The 16,343-nt window shown below is 42.6% G+C and carries 17 protein-coding genes and 1 pseudogene; 4 read left to right on the top strand and 14 right to left on the bottom strand.

Translation table 11 applies throughout. From position 1 onward, the window contains the following. The 8 genes from V7K85_RS10455 to rpmI all read right to left on the bottom strand — a co-directional run bounded on the left by V7K85_RS10455 (position 1) and on the right by rpmI (position 7,507). Positions 1-336 carry a DUF6883 domain-containing protein gene (locus tag V7K85_RS10455; RefSeq protein ID WP_334813314.1) on the bottom strand — a complete coding sequence of 112 codons (336 nt, stop codon included), beginning with the start codon at positions 334-336 and terminating at the stop codon, positions 1-3. 165 nt (positions 337-501) lie between these two features. Next, positions 502-2,028, bottom strand: a complete 1,527-nt coding sequence (gene bchB / locus V7K85_RS10450; protein WP_334813312.1) for a ferredoxin:protochlorophyllide reductase (ATP-dependent) subunit B — start codon at positions 2,026-2,028, stop codon at positions 502-504. A gap of 674 nt (positions 2,029-2,702) precedes the next feature. Continuing rightward, positions 2,703-3,272 (bottom strand): peptidylprolyl isomerase, encoded by a 570-nt coding sequence (locus V7K85_RS10445; RefSeq protein WP_334813310.1) that lies wholly within the window; start codon positions 3,270-3,272, stop codon positions 2,703-2,705. A 121-nt stretch (positions 3,273-3,393) separates the two neighbouring features. After that, positions 3,394-5,376, bottom strand: coding sequence for a primary-amine oxidase (locus tag V7K85_RS10440; protein ID WP_334813308.1), 1,983 nt, complete (start codon positions 5,374-5,376; stop codon positions 3,394-3,396). A gap of 108 nt (positions 5,377-5,484) precedes the next feature. Next, a complete protein-coding gene (locus tag V7K85_RS10435; RefSeq protein WP_334813306.1) occupies positions 5,485-6,009 on the bottom strand; it encodes a tetratricopeptide repeat protein in 525 nt (174 codons plus the stop codon). 93 nt (positions 6,010-6,102) lie between these two features. Continuing rightward, a complete protein-coding gene (locus V7K85_RS10430) occupies positions 6,103-6,921 on the bottom strand; it encodes a transporter substrate-binding domain-containing protein (RefSeq protein WP_334813305.1) in 819 nt (272 codons plus the stop codon). Between the two features lie 12 nt (positions 6,922-6,933). Then, complete coding sequence (gene rplT, locus V7K85_RS10425) at positions 6,934-7,290, bottom strand: 50S ribosomal protein L20 (RefSeq protein ID WP_069069781.1); 357 nt, start codon at positions 7,288-7,290, stop codon at positions 6,934-6,936. Between the two features lie 19 nt (positions 7,291-7,309). Further along, a complete protein-coding gene (gene rpmI, locus V7K85_RS10420; protein ID WP_069069782.1) occupies positions 7,310-7,507 on the bottom strand; it encodes a 50S ribosomal protein L35 in 198 nt (65 codons plus the stop codon). Positions 7,508-7,622: 115 nt separating this feature from the next. On the opposite strand from rpmI, the pseudogene V7K85_RS10415 reads away from it, so the two are divergent. After that, positions 7,623-8,156 (top strand): annotated as a pseudogene (locus V7K85_RS10415) (GrpB family protein). Between the two features lie 374 nt (positions 8,157-8,530). On the opposite strand, the gene V7K85_RS10410 reads toward V7K85_RS10415, so the two are convergent. From V7K85_RS10410 to V7K85_RS10385, 6 genes are all read right to left on the bottom strand, one after another. Continuing rightward, positions 8,531-9,001 carry an SET domain-containing protein gene (locus tag V7K85_RS10410; RefSeq protein WP_334813303.1) on the bottom strand — a complete coding sequence of 157 codons (471 nt, stop codon included), beginning with the start codon at positions 8,999-9,001 and terminating at the stop codon, positions 8,531-8,533. Between the two features lie 30 nt (positions 9,002-9,031). Further along, positions 9,032-9,160, bottom strand: a complete 129-nt coding sequence (locus tag V7K85_RS10405) for a type II toxin-antitoxin system ParD family antitoxin (protein WP_334813301.1) — start codon at positions 9,158-9,160, stop codon at positions 9,032-9,034. 56 nt (positions 9,161-9,216) lie between these two features. Continuing rightward, entirely contained in the window at positions 9,217-11,277 is a 2,061-nt protein-coding gene (locus V7K85_RS10400; protein WP_334813299.1) for a ribonuclease catalytic domain-containing protein, read from the bottom strand. 292 nt (positions 11,278-11,569) lie between these two features. Next, positions 11,570-11,785, bottom strand: a complete 216-nt coding sequence (rpsR, locus tag V7K85_RS10395; protein ID WP_012411240.1) for a 30S ribosomal protein S18 — start codon at positions 11,783-11,785, stop codon at positions 11,570-11,572. Between the two features lie 2 nt (positions 11,786-11,787). Then, positions 11,788-11,982 (bottom strand): 50S ribosomal protein L33, encoded by a 195-nt coding sequence (gene rpmG, locus V7K85_RS10390; RefSeq protein ID WP_334813297.1) that lies wholly within the window; start codon positions 11,980-11,982, stop codon positions 11,788-11,790. A 43-nt stretch (positions 11,983-12,025) separates the two neighbouring features. After that, entirely contained in the window at positions 12,026-12,583 is a 558-nt protein-coding gene (locus V7K85_RS10385; protein WP_334813295.1) for an RDD family protein, read from the bottom strand. Positions 12,584-12,937: 354 nt separating this feature from the next. On the opposite strand from V7K85_RS10385, the gene V7K85_RS10380 reads away from it, so the two are divergent. The 3 genes from V7K85_RS10380 to V7K85_RS10370 all read left to right on the top strand — a co-directional run bounded on the left by V7K85_RS10380 (position 12,938) and on the right by V7K85_RS10370 (position 16,276). Further along, complete coding sequence (locus V7K85_RS10380; protein ID WP_334813293.1) at positions 12,938-13,588, top strand: hypothetical protein; 651 nt, start codon at positions 12,938-12,940, stop codon at positions 13,586-13,588. 170 nt (positions 13,589-13,758) lie between these two features. After that, positions 13,759-15,021, top strand: a complete 1,263-nt coding sequence (locus tag V7K85_RS10375; RefSeq protein ID WP_334813525.1) for a molybdopterin molybdotransferase MoeA — start codon at positions 13,759-13,761, stop codon at positions 15,019-15,021. A 529-nt stretch (positions 15,022-15,550) separates the two neighbouring features. Then, positions 15,551-16,276, top strand: coding sequence for a CHAP domain-containing protein (locus V7K85_RS10370; RefSeq protein WP_334813291.1), 726 nt, complete (start codon positions 15,551-15,553; stop codon positions 16,274-16,276). The last annotated feature ends 67 nt before the right edge of the window (positions 16,277-16,343 follow it).

The following is a 16,343-nucleotide window of genomic DNA, read 5'->3' as shown; positions in this document are numbered from 1 at the left end:
TTAAGTCTCCTGTGATTTATCAGGATATAGTGTTATAAATCTAACAAATTCTGTTTCTTCATCTTGTTGCCAGATAGTAATTACCTTAATTAATTGACCATTAGGCCCAGTCCACTCGCTTTTAACCTCAAACGGCGTCCCCCAATCATTAGGGGTAACTTTTGCAATTTCAGAACCTTCTACAGCATTTATTATATCGTTCTTAAGAAGTTCCCAGTTATCAAGATTATATCCTGCTAAAGCTAGATATCTTGATTTGTCATCTTTAGGTTGATAAACAAGTAGGTATTTAGTGATTTTTTCATCTTGAATTACTAAACATGATGATATTTTCATTATATTTAATTTAGTTATTTTAAATAGTTATTGAGAGAAATATATAAAAATTAATATTACATTTATGATATCTCATAATTTAATTTTTATCACTAAAGCAAAAAAAATGGGGGTAAAGAGTATACATAACTCCTCACCCCTCAATATTATCAATTAAACTCTAATCTAAGCCCCGACAGCTTCCTTCGCGGCGTACAATACCTCAGCGTTGATTTCTTTGAAACCGCGATCGCGGGCAAATTTCTCAGTATTACGCTTCACTTTCCCGCGAACAAATCCAGGAATCTTATTCAATTCTGCTTGACCATCTTTTGTCCAATTCAAATCAGAATCAGCAGAAATTCCCCTAGTAATAACTTCCTTGGTATCGTGACCACCAAAGATTTCTAACAGGTGATCTTCCATTCCTAAAGTGAAGGAATTGTAGATCAAATCTGTAATCTGATTCGTGCCTTCGTAACCCATAAATGGTTTGTAACCAATGGGGAAGTTTTGGACGTGGATTGGTGCAGCAATTACGCCGCAGGGAATATCTAAGCGCTTACCAACGTGGCGTTCCATTTGAGTACCGAAAATAGCAGAGGGTTCGACACGAGCGATCGCATCCCCAATTGCACCATGATCTTCGGAGATTAGCACTTCATCGCAATACTCGCTCACCTGTTCCCGGAACCAGTCTGCATCATATTTGCAATAAGTTCCAGCCCAAACAACATGAATCCCCATTTCTCGCGTCAGAATCTTGGTAATGGCGGCGGCGTGGGTGTTGTCACCAAAGACCACAGCTTTTTTGCCAGTCAAGTTTTGACAGTCAATAGAACGGGAGAACCAAGCAGCCTGAGAGACATACAGGGTTTGCTCATTGATGAAGTCTTCGTAGTTAACTTCTGCGCCTTGAGCGTTAATTACCTGCTGAATCTTGCGAATACAACGGGCAGTTTCCACTACACCCATTGGAGTAATGTCTATATAAGGTGTGCCGAATTGTTCTTCTAAATAACGAGCTGTGGTTAAACCAAGTTCACGGTAAGGCACCAGGTTAAACCAGGCTTTGGGCATTTTCTTCAAATCGTTCACCGAAGCACCTTCGGGAATTAAGGTATTTATCTCAATCCCCAAGTCAGCCATCAACCGTTTCAGTTCGGTGCAGTCGTGATTATTGTGGAAACCAAGGGTGGTAGTACCGATAATGTTAACCGAGGGCTTCGCAGTTTTGCCCTCTGCCAATTCGCCCCGCTTTCGGGCTTTTTCAATGTAGTATTGGACGATTTGATCCAAAGTGCGATCGGCGGCTTGTAGTTCGTTGTAGCGGTAGTGGTTCACATCCGCCAGCATTACGTCTCCTTTGGCTTCCAACTGCGCCCGTTCGACAAAGTTGTGCAGGTCTTCTTGCAAAATGCTGGAGGTGCAGGTGGGAGTTAACACAATCAGATCCGGGTGTTCCTCGGCATCCTTGCGGGTGATGTTATCTACCACCTTCTCTTGAGAGCCGCGTGCTAAAACGTTGCGGTCAACGACACTGGTTGTCACTGGAGTGAAATCCCTCTCCCGCGATAGCATGGAGCGCATGACGTTAAAGTAGTCATCGCCAATGGGGGCGTGCATGATCGCATGAACATTTTTAAAAGAACTAGCGATTCGCAGAGTGCCGATGTGGGCTGGCCCTGCATACATCCAGTAAGCCAATTTCATGTTTGTGTTCTCCCTTTTCAACAGAAATAACACGGAGTCCGATAAGAGTGGACTATAAGTGCTTGATTATTATTAAATCGTTTCTGATTGTCTCAAAACTTGTATCCCTGATGAAGTGAAGAGTTGTAAGGGTTTTATCTGAAGTCCGTAGGTTTGCCAGCCGTAGGCATCGCCTAAACCTTGTTCCTGATTGGAATCTAGCTTCTGAACTTTAACAATATTACTGTTGCTTTTTTAAAATAAATCTTAATTTTTTGGCAAATTTGTTTTCAATTTGGGGCGGTGTGTTAAGCATCACCAATAAATTTAGAAAATTTATGTACAACTTCTCAAAAAATACAAAGATCCTCTCAGATCGACTTTATCCATTTTTTGGCAACGCTGAAGCTGACGCCCAAACCTTTGTGGGACGGTAGTTTTACTTTTTAGATTTCACCGATAATCAAGAATATGGAAAAAGTTTTTGCTAAAAAGCTAGGGTTTTTGCCCTATAAAGAGTATAAAGAGAAGCAAGTTCTTAATTTTGGAAAAAATCGAGATCAGAGGATGTTTGTAAAGAATCAGGTTGTATCAAGATCCCCCCTAACCCTCCTTAAACCAGGAAAAAAGGGGGGAATAACACTAGCGCAATTTGTTCATTCGAGGGAGTATAAATTAACCTAGAGAGGTGTTAGTTACTGCCGAAAAATTTCTACTTTTTCTAACACTACGTCTTGATTCGGACGATCTCTAGTCGTAGGCACATTGGCGATGCGGTTGACTATATCCATACCTTCGACAACTTTACCAAAAACACTGTGTTTGCGGTCAAGATGGGGCGTTGGCCCTTCTGTAATGAACCATTGCGAACCATTAGTACCGCGTCCTGCATTTGCCATTGAGAGGATACCCGCACTAGAGTGTTTCAATTCAGGATGAAACTCATCTTCAAATTGATATCCCGGTCCACCAGTACCCCAGCGGTTGGCCATATCCGGATAACGAGCCAGGGGATCGCCACACTGAATCATAAAATCAGGGATGACTCGGTGAAAGCGAATCCCGTCGTAGGCAGGAGTCCCCTTCTGAGATTGATTTGTCTTAGGGTCTTTCCAGTCAATTGTCCCAGTTGCTAGACCTACAAAATTTTTGACGGTGTTGGGGGTTTTGTCTTCCTCCAAACGAACTATAATTTGACCCAAGGAAGTAATTAAACGAGCGTGCAGTGCGCCATCACCGGGAATATTAATTTCGGGAAAATTCATGAGGTATCCTATGAATGAAAACTGCCAGTTTTTGACCTACGATACAGCTTATCAGCATTCAAGTTACAGGTTTGCAGATGGCGAAAAAACTGAACGAAGCAAACTTTAAAAAACTAATATTTTACTCTGGTAAATTAATCGCTGGATTACGGCTAAAGAATCCTCTAGGGACTAGCTTAAAGCCAACTCGGTGAACAGGCATCACAGGCCAATCTTCCGATCGCGGAATATGAGTCACGCCCATTGTGTACCACAGCACGATGTCTTCACCCATCAAGGACTCATCGTCTGCAATATATTTTGGCAAACCCTGTCCGGGCTGAGTTTGGTTTGGATAATCACCCCCAGCATAAAGTTCAGCAGGTTTATATTTTGTTACCCAGACGTGATGAGTCGCAAATTCTGCCCGTTGACGGATTTTCGAGCCTTCCACTGGGAAAAACATGGAGTTTCCACCAGGCATCAGCATATATCCAGGTGCAGCCCCTAGCGTATTTTTCTTATCTGCACTAACAATCATCCATTCCCGACTGCTTTTCATATCCAAATCGCGCACAGCAGCAGTTTCGTTTGCTAGCGGGGTTTGTGCAAGTGCGATCGCATTTCCTGAAGGATTTTTCTCATCCATCGGCAAAGCTTTCACATTCATTTCCATCACAGAATTAGCTTGACCATCGACATCGAAATCTAGGCGATAGTTGAAAAAATGTTGGTGATTTACTCCGAAGATATTTTTAGTGATTAGCCGACCATAGGAATTATCCTCTGACTGTTTTTCGGCAGCCGTTCCCTGTGCAAGTACAATACCTGTTAATTCATTTTGGACTTCTAAAGTTCCATCCTGGTGAAAGATCCAATTGATGCTGTAATCATAATTGTCAATGGCCGCAGTCATCGTCATGACTAATTCTCGACTGCGACGCAGATCATTGCGCTGAGTATTATACTCGTAGTGCTTCCAAAGCATTCCGTTATCGCGCTCGTAGATACCGATAACCCCTGGCATCTTGTAAGGTTCTCCCTGCTCATTAGCAAATACAGCATCCAGCAAAAAGCCGTTTTCGGGAATTTCCTTACTTAACTCCATCGTATTTGCTAGCAAACCAAGGTTATATTCTCCAACATCAAAGGCATTCCTAAATGACCAAGTAGGCTCAGGGTCGCCATAAGGTACTACCATCTCCGATAGGCTAGCGCGGTATAAAACTGGTCGGATATTTTCGCCGTCGTTGTGTGTAACTTGGTACAGCACCAATCCACTGCGGGGATGCATTAAATAGCGAAACTTCCAACCTTGCCAGCTAATTTCATTGTCTTTGATCTGGAAACTTGCACCATTTGGCTGGAGAATCTTTAATGCTTTAACTGGTGAAAGTAATTTGCCCAAGGACTTTACATCGTAGTTCCAGTTTTCTTTAGAGAAAGGCACGTTTCCTCTGTCAACAAAACTAGCGATTTTACCCGTGTTCAAATTGACTGTTGCTACCACCCCTTCAATCGGACTACCGTAATAGTTCCAGTCTTTACCCTTGTAGTAAGATAAGCTCCGACAAAGACGATTACCTGTTGCTTGTTCCTGTTGACTCAGGATTCCTGGGGCCCATGAACTGATTTTGACTTGATCGAAATCGTTAATTCCCCGCCTTTGCATCGCTTTTTGCCATCGGGGATCGGCTTTAACTACCTGAGTTGCCAGTTCATATTCTGAATTGACGATCGCAGGTTGCACAGATGGTATTTCTTTCCAAGAATTTAAGGTTTTGCTTGTTAGATTAACAATTCCCTCAAAGGTTTTGTTTTGCGATTGCTCATAGATTACCAAAAAAGCTTTTCGCTGGAAGGCTTTACCTGATACAAATTTCAGAACTTCTTCTTTATCTGGTTCTTGTAAAGCGATCAGTGGAAAAGCTGCCATTTCGCTCAAAGTTTTTTCTCTTTTGATCACCAAAACAGCTGTATTAATTTCTGCCTCTGTTAGCGAAGTGAGAGGATGGGAAATTGAAGGCTGTTGAGCTGTCAATATTCCAATTAGTCCAAGTGAAATAGAAATAACGACAATCATGGCTATAGCTAGCCACAAAAAACGCTTTAGCCGCTTAATCATCTTTTACATTCTTACAAAAGACGTATAGTTATCTATTTCTAAGCCGAAGCCTGAAACCCGATAAATTAAGAAGCTAAAGCCAAATTAATTTGCTAACAGTATCAACAATTACGCAGAAACCAAACGGCGTAAAGATTCAGCACGGCGTTTAGCAATAGAGTTATTTGGAGCAAATTTTAGTGCTTCTTCATAAGTTTGTAACGCCTGAGTAGTTAATTTTTTCTTTTCGTAAGCGTGGGCGAGATTATTCAACCCTGTTACGTAGTCTGGTTTAGATTTGAGAGCTTCTTTATACTGACGAATTGCTAGGTCATATTGCTCTTGGGTAAAATAAACATAACCCAGCCCGTTGTAAATGGGGGCAATATTTTCTTCTCCCTCTTCTGGGGCAGCTTTAAGAGCTTTTTGAAACAGGGTGATCGCTTGGGAATACATTTTTTTTTCGGAATAAATACTGGCTAACTCATAATATTCTTGAGCCGTACCCTTTTCTTTCTCTAACTTCTTTCGCAATCTTGCAAAAGAGCCTTCAATCTTGCGAGTTTTGAAAATCTGGCGAAAAACACCCACGGCTGCAATTGTGAGTAGAACCACTAAAATTGCGAGATAAACAACGGCTAGACTGTTATCCATTGCTGCAAATACAAATATTAAAAGTTGTTTCTCTATCTATTATCAGCTTATTGTCCTTTGTCATTTGTGAATGACTAATAACTAATGACTAACCTACGGTAAGCCCCAATATTGAGAACGTTGCTGGAGCCAACCTTCTGCCAAGTAACGAGCGATCGCTTGATTTACATTTCGTCTTAACTCATCGTACTGCAATCCCTTGGGCATGACTACAGACAAGGGTTCAGTTGATAGCTTGGTTGGCAGTAGCCGATATTGGGGATATTGTTGCACCCAACCGCTCAGAACGCTAGCATCTGCGGCAAAGGCTACGGCGGCATTACTTTCTATTTCCTCTCGCGCTTGGTCATAGGAATCCACTCCTACTAACTCGGCATTTGGCACATAGTACCGCACTTTAGCAATGGTGCTGGAGTTATTCAGTACGGCAATTTTGCGCTTTGCCAAATCACTCAACTGCTGGATAGAGGCATCTTTTGTAACTAATACAGTGCTATCCAAATAGTAGGGAACACTGAAACTAACTATGCGGCTGCGAGATTCAGTTGCTGTTACCCTAGCGATCGCAAAATCAACTTTCTTGTCTAAGACTACAGACAGGCGATCGCGATTCGCTACTGGTTTAAATTTGACCTTAGCGGCGGCTTTACCAACTAAATCAACTGCTAAGTGCTGTGCCAAGTCAATTTCTAAGCCTTGTAAATTACCTTTGGCATCTTTAAATCCCAAGGGACGCAAGTTATCTTTTACTGCAACAGTTAAATAGCCCCGCTGCTGAATTTCTGGCATTTTGGCAGCAGATGCAGTTAATCCTGTCCCCACTATGGAAAAGTAAGATATCCAAAAAATAGTGGCGGATAATACCAGATGTAACCGAGTAATTACTTGCCATCTGTTACATCCGTTATACATCCGTTGCCACCTTTATCCTTTAGCTTGATTTGCGAGTTCAGCAACTTTGCCGAAGCTAGCTGGATCGAGGACTGCCAATTGCGCTAACATCTTGCGATTTAGTTGGATATCAGCTTTTTTCAAGTTACCGATCAATTGGCTGTAGCTCAAGCCGTGTTGCCTTGAAGCAGCGTTGATGCGGGTGATCCAGAGGCGACGAAAATCGCGCTTTTTCTTTTTGCGATCGCGGTAGGCACTCCGTAGTGCCTTCATCACTTGTTGGTTGGCAGTTCTAAACAGAGTTGAGTGGGAACCGCGAAAACCTTTAGCTAGTTTGAGAATTTTATTGCGGCGCTTCCGAGCTACATTACCGCGTTTTACCCTTGTCATAACTTATTTCCTAAAATACTTACAAATATGGGAGCATCAAGCGCACGTTAAGTTCATCGCGTTCATGTACAAGCGCACTCTGGCGCATGCCACGCTTTTTGTCAGAAGATTTGTGCTCTAAAAGGTGGCTTTTGAACGCTTTACGACGGACGATTTTGCCGGTACCGGTGGCACGGAATCGCTTTGCCGCTGCTTTACGAGTTTTTAGTTTAGGCATGGTCTAGCTTTGATTCGACACGATCCATAATTATATACTAATAAAATTGCTTGAATGGAAATTAAGTAAACGATTTAACCAGCCACGACCGCTGTAGATAAAATTAATTTCACTGATGGATGAAGTAAATATAGTCGAATATGACTCACGTTGGCAGACTTTGTTTGCACAAGAAGCCGAGCGTATTTTGCAGGCACTAGGCAATGACTTAGTTGCGGAAGTTGAACATATTGGGAGTACAGCAGTACCAGGAATGGCAGCCAAACCAATTATTGACATCATGGTAGGAGTCCGTTCCTTAGTAGATGCGAAATCTGCTGTTCCGATATTAGAATCTTTGGGATACGTTTATTGGCGTGAAAACCCGCGTCTTGGACGGATGTTTTTTGTCAAAGGAATGCCGCCATATGGAAAGCAACGGACTCATCATGTTCATCTAGTCGAGGTGAAGAGCGAATTTTAGGAACGCCAGCTATTTTGCGACTATCTAAGAAGGCATCCTGAAGAGGCGAAACGATATGAAGCTTTAAAACGCGATTTGGCAACAACTTTTCGGAGCGATCGCGAGGCTTATACCAATGGTAAAAATAACTATATCCAGGCTGTGATGTCAAAAGCACGGTGTGAGGAGATGGGCAAAAAAGAGTAAGCTTCAATTATTACGGGTAGAATTCTGGCAAACAGTTTAAGGGATTCTTGCCGAAAACCTCATCTTCATTGACTCTGGTGTAAATTTTTCACTAGGCTGTATTCAGCGAATATTGGCACAACCGACTCAATCAGCCACAGCGATCGGGATGGAGTGGATTAAAATTAATATTTATTACTTTCTCTTTATTAGAGATTTTGTAAACAATGTAAAATCAAACCTTTTAAAATCCGGAATGCAAGTTTTTGCGCTTGTCCTAACTCAACACCTATTGGGAGCATCCAGTTTTGGCAGATAAACTTTTTTAGACAACCCATATAGTGGGTTTCTGGTACGAAATAATTATTTTTCTTCCAAAAGTAGATGCTTCCCACCTATTTGAGATAACCTGCAATATACTCTTTATAACGCTCGCACAACATTTGTTCTCGGAATTTAAATCCTAATGTTTTCCCCCGACAATCTAGAGAGTCGCACAAGCACTGGCTGACAGCAATTGACTCATATTCAGTAGTTTCATAGTCAAAGGTAATTTCCTCATCTGCTTCGATATCGCGCAAAGCAACAAAGTCATATCCTCCAAACTGATTGTTCCTTACACCAGTATTTGCATCACATGAATGGTTGATGATGCAAGCAGGTTCATCTAGATTGACATGCAGATTAAAATCCATTTGAAGGGAATAAACTGTTCGTTCGCTAACTTCCTCAATTTGGATACCCACCACGACAGTTTCTTGTTGGGCAAATTTTCGTGTAGCAAACACTCCTTGTCCTTTTTTTCTTTGCTGAATCATGACATGATAATTAAGTTTTGAAGCTGAAATCGCGTCTATTTTATTCATAAATAAAAATCCACTCTATTGAAATTTTATTCATCTACAATTTTTAGTTTCTAGCAATCTCAATGCTTCACCCATCACCTCACTAACTGAGTGATATTTCCCACTACTAACTTTATCCTTAACCAACTGCTCTAATTCTGGGGTCAAAGATATATTCACAACTATTACCTCATTCCATTTACCCTATATCCTAACCGAAAGGGGTTGGAGCAAGGTTAATTCGCTGCTGTTTGGGCTTCTTGATAAATTATTTCTTGAAACTGAATCATATCTTTTTGCGGATCGGCGTGGCTAACTTTCACTAATATCTGTTCACCCAATTTCACAGAACGTTTGAAAGTCATTGGCAACTGCAAGCCCAAATCTTCTAACAAAATTAGTGCCAAGTTGCTGTCTTCTCGCAGCCACATCAACACTGTCACATCCCAAGTTTCCTCTGGATGACGGCGTAAATACTCTAGAGCATAATATCTATTAGTTTGCCGTTCCACCATCGTCACCTCTTGGGTGATGGTGGTGACAGTCATCATCACTTCTTTTAGTTGTTCTGCGGAAAATGGCAGAACTTCACCGCGCAAATGGGCTTTCAGTTGAAAGTGAGTGAGTAAGTCACTGTAGCGCCGAATGGGAGAGGTTGCTTGAGTGTAAGTATCCAAACCCAAACCAGCATGACGCAAAGGCGTAATGCTCATTTCACTCTTGGGCATACAACGACGCATAGCGCAAGCGCGAACGAATCCGGCTGGTAGCTGGAGCAATTCCTCATCTGGAGGTAATTCTGGTTGCGGCTGACCGCGAAAGGGCAAAGGTATGTTATTAGCTTTACCATAACGGGCCGCAACTTCACCGGCAAGAATCATCATTTCTGCTACCAGTTGCCGCGACGGGGAATCGTCCAAAATGTCAATGTTGATCTCGTCACCTTTAACTTTGATCGTCGCTTCGGGCATAGTGATGCTAATTGCCCCTTGGGCGTAACGCCAAGCTTTGCGCCGCTGTGCCCAAGTGGCGATCGCGGCAATTTCCGGTTCTGCTTGTACCCTTAATTGCAGCATTTCATCTACATCTTCGTAGGTGAGGCGATAAGTCGGCTTAATCAAGCTGGTATGAATGCTGTAATCTTCTACTACTCCAGTTGTACCTAAAACAATTCCGAAACTGAGGGCGCAACAAACCCGTCCCTGGATCAGACTCATTGGCCCAGTTGCCAATACTTCTGGGAACATGGGAATCATTCCCGTAGGTAAATAGACTGTACTACCCCGCTTTCGGGCTTCCAAATCTAATTCATCTTCCGGCACTAACCATCTAGTGGGATCGGCGATATGTACCCATAGGCGTTCTTGTCCATCGGCGAGTACTTCCCAACTTAGACCATCGTCGATCTCTGTGGTAGCTTCATCATCAATGGTGTACACCTTCAGGTGAGTCAGATCCAGGCGGTTTGTATCTGAGTCAATCGGTGGGAAATCCAAACGCTGTTGCGCCACTTCTAATACCTTATTAGGAAACTGAATCGGAATTGAAGAACGACGCAGGAACAAGTTTTCATAAGGACTCCAGTAACCCAAATCCACCAACAGTTGAAATGCTCCTTGGGGTGTTGTGGGCCGTCCCAGCATGGTCATAGTTTCTAAAACTGGAGCGCTGGGCGGATAAGCGCGAGCTAAGGAGTCATAATTGACCCCTGTCCGCACGGTGTCAGCAATCAGCGCTGCGTATTTCTCTAGTCCTTCTAAGCGCTGGCGATCGTGGCGCTCCCATTCTACTGCTTCACCTTTGAGCGCCTGCTCTACACGAGTTAAAAATTCCTGCTGTCCCTTAGCTTTTAGTGCCTCTACTTCCAGTTGGTGCTTGCGTTCTGCCACCTGAGCAGCAGTTCGCGGCTCGTAAGCATCTCCTTTTTGCTTGAAATAAAGTTTGTCGTCTGATAACAAGCAATAGGCGGCGTAACAATGAGACGCGGCTGATTCTGAAAATAGCAGATTCGCCATTTGGTCTGGGGTGACTGTTTCCCCATCTTCAAACAGTAATTCCCAAGCTACTTCCAAGCTAGATGGATCTAAATAAGGCTTGACTTGCTCCAAAAAGCTGGCGATCTCAGAGGGCTTGTAAGTCTCTTTGGTAACTGTATAGGTTATTTGTTTAGGCGCGAGGCTATGGGATTGACCACGTTCGTCTACCACAAACCAGCGAGTTTTACCGTCTGGACGTTCTACGATGCCCAGACGGCGATCGCTTTGAACCCTAAATTCAACTAGCGTCCCCTTCTCCACAACTCTCGCACTCTAATAATTTTAGATTTTAGTCGCACCTTTGGTGCGCTGGAAGCGCAACTTGGATTTTGGATTTTATAACTGGTGTTTAATCCTAAATCCAATCATTTTTGATGCAGCAATTCATTTTACACTCTCTGATTCAGATTTGAGATTTTGGTCTTAGTAAAAATAAAGCCAAATATTTATTTAAATACAGCTTCTCTTTACAATCCGTCTTGGAAAGTTCTGATCGCCGGAAACCGGCGCTCCGACTTTCCGCAAAATCTAAAATCCAAAATCCAAAATTGCTCTAGCCTTCCGCATTGATAAATGGCAACAAAGCCACAATCCGCGAACGTTTAATTGCTAATGTCAACTCTCGCTGTTGCTGAGACGTAAGCCCAGTAATCCGACGTGGCAGTATCTTACCCCGCTCGGTGACAAACTTACGCAATAAATCAACATCTTTATAATCGATTGGTTCTCCTGGCTTGATCGGAGAAAGGCGACGACGGAAATAACTCATCTCTATTTAATTTCCTTGTGAACGGTATGTCTGTTGCAGTGGGTGCAGAACTTTTTCAGTTCTAGCCGGTTAGTGGTGTTGCGGCGATTCTTAGTACTGGTATAACGTGAAACACCAGCAGAACGCTTATCTAAATTTGTCCGACACTCGGTACACTCTAGTGTCACAATAATGCGGGCACCTTTACTCTTAGCCATAATCTTACAAACAGTGAAGCCTGAAGAGAATTAACACAAATGACTATCTTCTCACATTCCGCCGCATATTTTCAACTAATCTTTTGACTTTTATATCGAGCGAGTAGCCACGACGCGACGAAACAATGAAAGTTCCACAATAGCGATCGTGTAAAGCCTGCCGCATCTGGGCATCAGATAAGGCAGTACCACAATCAATTGCTAGGGGAAGTATTAGCAGTATAGCAGTGGGATTGGCTCTAATATTGCTCAGGGCAATTGAGACTAAAAGGGCACCCAAGCCGATGATTGCCTCTCGCTTCAGCAGTGAGGGCAAATCTGGAATTCTGCCCATAACTTGCCCATCTTCGACTGACAACACCTTTAAATCGAACGCCCAACGCCCTAAACTTTGCCCTTGATTGTTGTATACCAGCAGCACCCGCAAAACCAGCCAAAGTATTACGAAAACTAAGATTTCAATAAATTGAATCCCGATATCACTGCCTCCGAGTAGGGAACTGACTAACCAGACACCAAGGAAATCAAGCCCTAATGCCATACCTCGTCGCCCAATCTCAGCCTTGGGATAGTGTTTTTGGGGAACTCGTTCGATTGTCATACAAAATAGGTATTTTTATTTAGGGGTTGGGGAATAATGATTGCTCCTGTTTTTTATATTAAGATGATGACTTGGCTACTTGCTGCGCTGTAAACGAACAAAAACCAGCCAACATAAATTTTTGCAATTGCCAACTGCACGACTCAAGAATAGGATTAAGCAGCTATAGCGATTCTCATCCCCTGCCGGTTCGCCTTTGGCGTTCTCGTAGAATAGCCGCTACGCGTCATGGATGCAAGATCCAGTAGGGGCGTACTGCTAACTTTCCCAGAATGACTTAAGCTTTAATTCTGTTTTTGGGAAATATTGTATTGTTATAGAAACTTAATTTTAATTAATTTGGAAGTTGTATCCATGAAACATCTGTTTACTAAAACAGCTTTTAGGATGGTGATGAGTACTAGTTTAATGTTAGCGATCGCCATAACCACTAACGATCTAGCTCATGCTGCTGAGTTCAACTTTAACTGGAAAGGAGACACTGGTTATTCAGCTAAAGGTCTATTTAACTACGATACAACAACCGCTCCAAGCGTCATTTCTGAAGCAGGTTTAGGGGTTACGAAGAACTTGCAGTCTCTCTCAATTTCCTTCTTTGATCCATTGAATAGTCTCATAAATAGTTTCACTCCAGTGCTGAGTGGTGCATCTAACTACAGGTATTTGAGATTCAACTTTGATAACACTAAAGAGCAAATCTTTGGCCCCTTTGATGTTGGCAAGGATAATAGCCTTTCTGGTGACACATGGCTTAATAATAATCTTGCACTCATAGATGAAAACTTTAGTAATCAGGTTCTAGCTAAAGAATTTCATTTGAACAAGAGAGATGCAGCACGTACAGAGCAAATACTAGATTTAAGTAACAATTCGGTTAAGGTCTCTAAAGTGCCCGAAGGAAGCATAATTATAGGTTTACTAACAGTGTGTAGTTTGGCATTTACTCTCCAGCAGAAAAAAGCTAGTTCTTTTGAAGGAAGCAGAAGCTGTAGGGGCAATTCATGAATTGCTGCTACATTTGAAAATTTTTCTTTTCGGCTATTGTTTGCGTAAGTCCTGATAACGTGAAAATTCAGGTCTGTATTTCACGCAATTGAGCATTGCCATATGCTCTCTTGATTGAGTGGTCAGTGTTACTTTACAGGGATAAAGGTAAAAAGTCGGAGGCGATCGCTATGGTATCAGTCAGCGATGCACAAGCAATTATTTTAAATTTAGTACAACCGTTGGATGATCAACGGGATACAGAAATTGTCGATTTATTGGCAGCCGATAGTCGGATTTTGGCAACACCTGTCACCAGTCCGCTAGATTTTCCCCATTGGGATAATTCGGCAATGGATGGCTACGCAGTTCGCTACGAAGATGTACAGCACTCTAGCAGCGAACAACCAGCCATTTTAGAAATTGTTGAAGATATTCCGGCTGGGTATCAGCCCAAGTCTACGATTCAATCAGGGCAAGCCGCGCGGATTTTCACAGGTGCGGTGATCCCAGCAGGTGCAGATACTATAGTCATCCAAGAGAATACACGTCGCCAGGAAAACCGCGTATTTATCCTGGCTGCACCAAAACCACAAGAATTTGTCAGATACAAAGCATCTTTTTACCAAGCTGGAACACAACTACTACCAGCAGGAATTAAGTTAAATGCCCCAGAAATTGCCGTATTGGCAGCAGCACAATCTCCGCAATTAAGTGTTTACCGCCGTCCGCGTGTGGCAATTTTTTCCACTGGTGATGAGTTGGTATCAGTTGATAAACAATTGCAACCAGGGCAAATTGTGGATTCTAATCAGTATACGCTGGCAGCTTTGGTAAAGGAGAGTGGGGCAGAACCGTTAATTTTAGGTATTGTTAAGGATGATCCAGTTGCTCTTGAAAAAGCCATTGCCCACGCCGTTGCGATCACTGATATAGTTCTCTCTTCTGGTGGTGTCTCAGTGGGAGATTATGACTATGTTGACAAAATTCTAGAGTCACTAGGAGCAAAAATCCACATTCGGGCTGTGGAGATGAGGCCAGGGAAACCCCTTACCGTCGCAACTTTCCCAACTCAAAACGGGCTAAACCATAGCTATCCGCTAACAGCCCTTTATTTTGGTTTACCAGGAAACCCTGGTGCTGTTTTAGTAACTTTTTGGCGCTTTGTGCTACCAGCAATCAAGAAACTTTCGGGAATTACTGAAGGTTGGGAACCAGTATTTTTGAAAGTGCGATCGCATGATGAATTGCGATCGGATGGCAAGCGCGAAACTTACCTTTGGGGTAAATTACATTTAATTGATGGAGTTTACGAATTTCACAAAGCTGGTGGTAGTCACAGTTCCGGCAATTTAATTAATTTAACTCAAACCAATGCCTTAGCTGTTCTACCGATGGGTAAAACATTAATTTCCCCACAAGAAGAAGTGCAAGTTTTGAAAATCGATAGCTGAAGTAGTATCCCAGGAGATAGATCCCCGACTTCTCTAAGAAGTCGGGGATCTATTTTTTGTACTTATTTTTACAATTTATTGCCTATAGAACTTACGCAAAACTACACGCGCTCTGGGGCAATTGATGTAGACGCATACTCCTACGGAGAAGCAAGCTACGCGGAGCGTCTGTCTGCGACACGCTGCGCGAACGTAGAGAAGCGGCTTAAGGCAGGGTATTACCCTTACCTAAAAATCTTTCTTTTCGGCTATTGTTTGCGTAAGTCCTGGCATACTAAATGTTGAGTTTCCTCGCTCCCAAATATGAAACTCAACTACACAAGTGCTGATAACACCTGTCTTGGTCTTGGGAAACGCATAATGTTAGGCATAACGCCTCTAAAATATTTATTACATTTATATCTAAGTGTTATCACAATTAAACAATTTTGATTTATACACAAAAAATATTAATTCCGTACTTATAGCAATTTAGTATTTTTTATTACAAGTTAATTTAATTACATAGACATTTTAGAAATCAGCCGATATGAAAATATCCAAAAATTTGACAAGTGTAAAAGCGATCGCAGGTATGACAGTGATCGCGGCAACTCTGACTACAAGTTTTTTTGTGGCTCCAGCTAATGCTGAAAGTGTGTGCCAGTGTACTGACTATGTAGCAAGTCGTTTCGGCATTTCTGGTTATCCTAATGCTGGCGATTGGGATAATGGCTACCTCCAAAATAGAGGTTTTGTCCGCGTTGGAGCTCAACCGGGCGCAATTGTGGTCATGGAACGCTCTTTTTCTGGTGCTAATACAATCTATGGTCATGTCGGCATCGTTGAGAGTATTTTTCCTGATGGGCGGATTAATGTCCGTGGCGCAAATCAAAGTGTTGGTACTTCTCTATTTAATGAAGCTGGTTGCTCTAATGCCCGAATCACTACCTTCAAGACACCTGCTATCAACAACCCAAATGTTTCCTTCTGGGTGCGGGGAAATAACCCTAACATTCGCCTTGTCAATTTCAGTGCCATTGCAGCTCCTGAAGGTATTAACATCCGCTCTGGCACCTCTACAAACGCTCCCATTGTCGGGCGTGCTGCTCCTAATCAACGCTTAAACTTTGATGCTTGGACTTATGGGGACAGTGTTGCAGACCGTTGGATTAATACCCCTGATGCTCGCTGGTATCGCATTGCTGGTACAAATAATTGGGTAGCTAGCGCAGTAGTTAACGGTAATGCCCCTGGTTCTAGTCCCAGACCATAATCATCCCCTAATTATTAATCTCTGACGCTTCTAGTACAGCAAGCGCGTAAATCCAGCTAATATCTAA

Origin of the sequence: Nostoc sp. (assembly GCF_036917615.1) — a bacterium.
GTDB lineage: Bacteria > Cyanobacteriota > Cyanobacteriia > Cyanobacteriales > Nostocaceae > Nostoc.
This window is presented reverse-complemented; position numbering and strand designations above follow the sequence as displayed.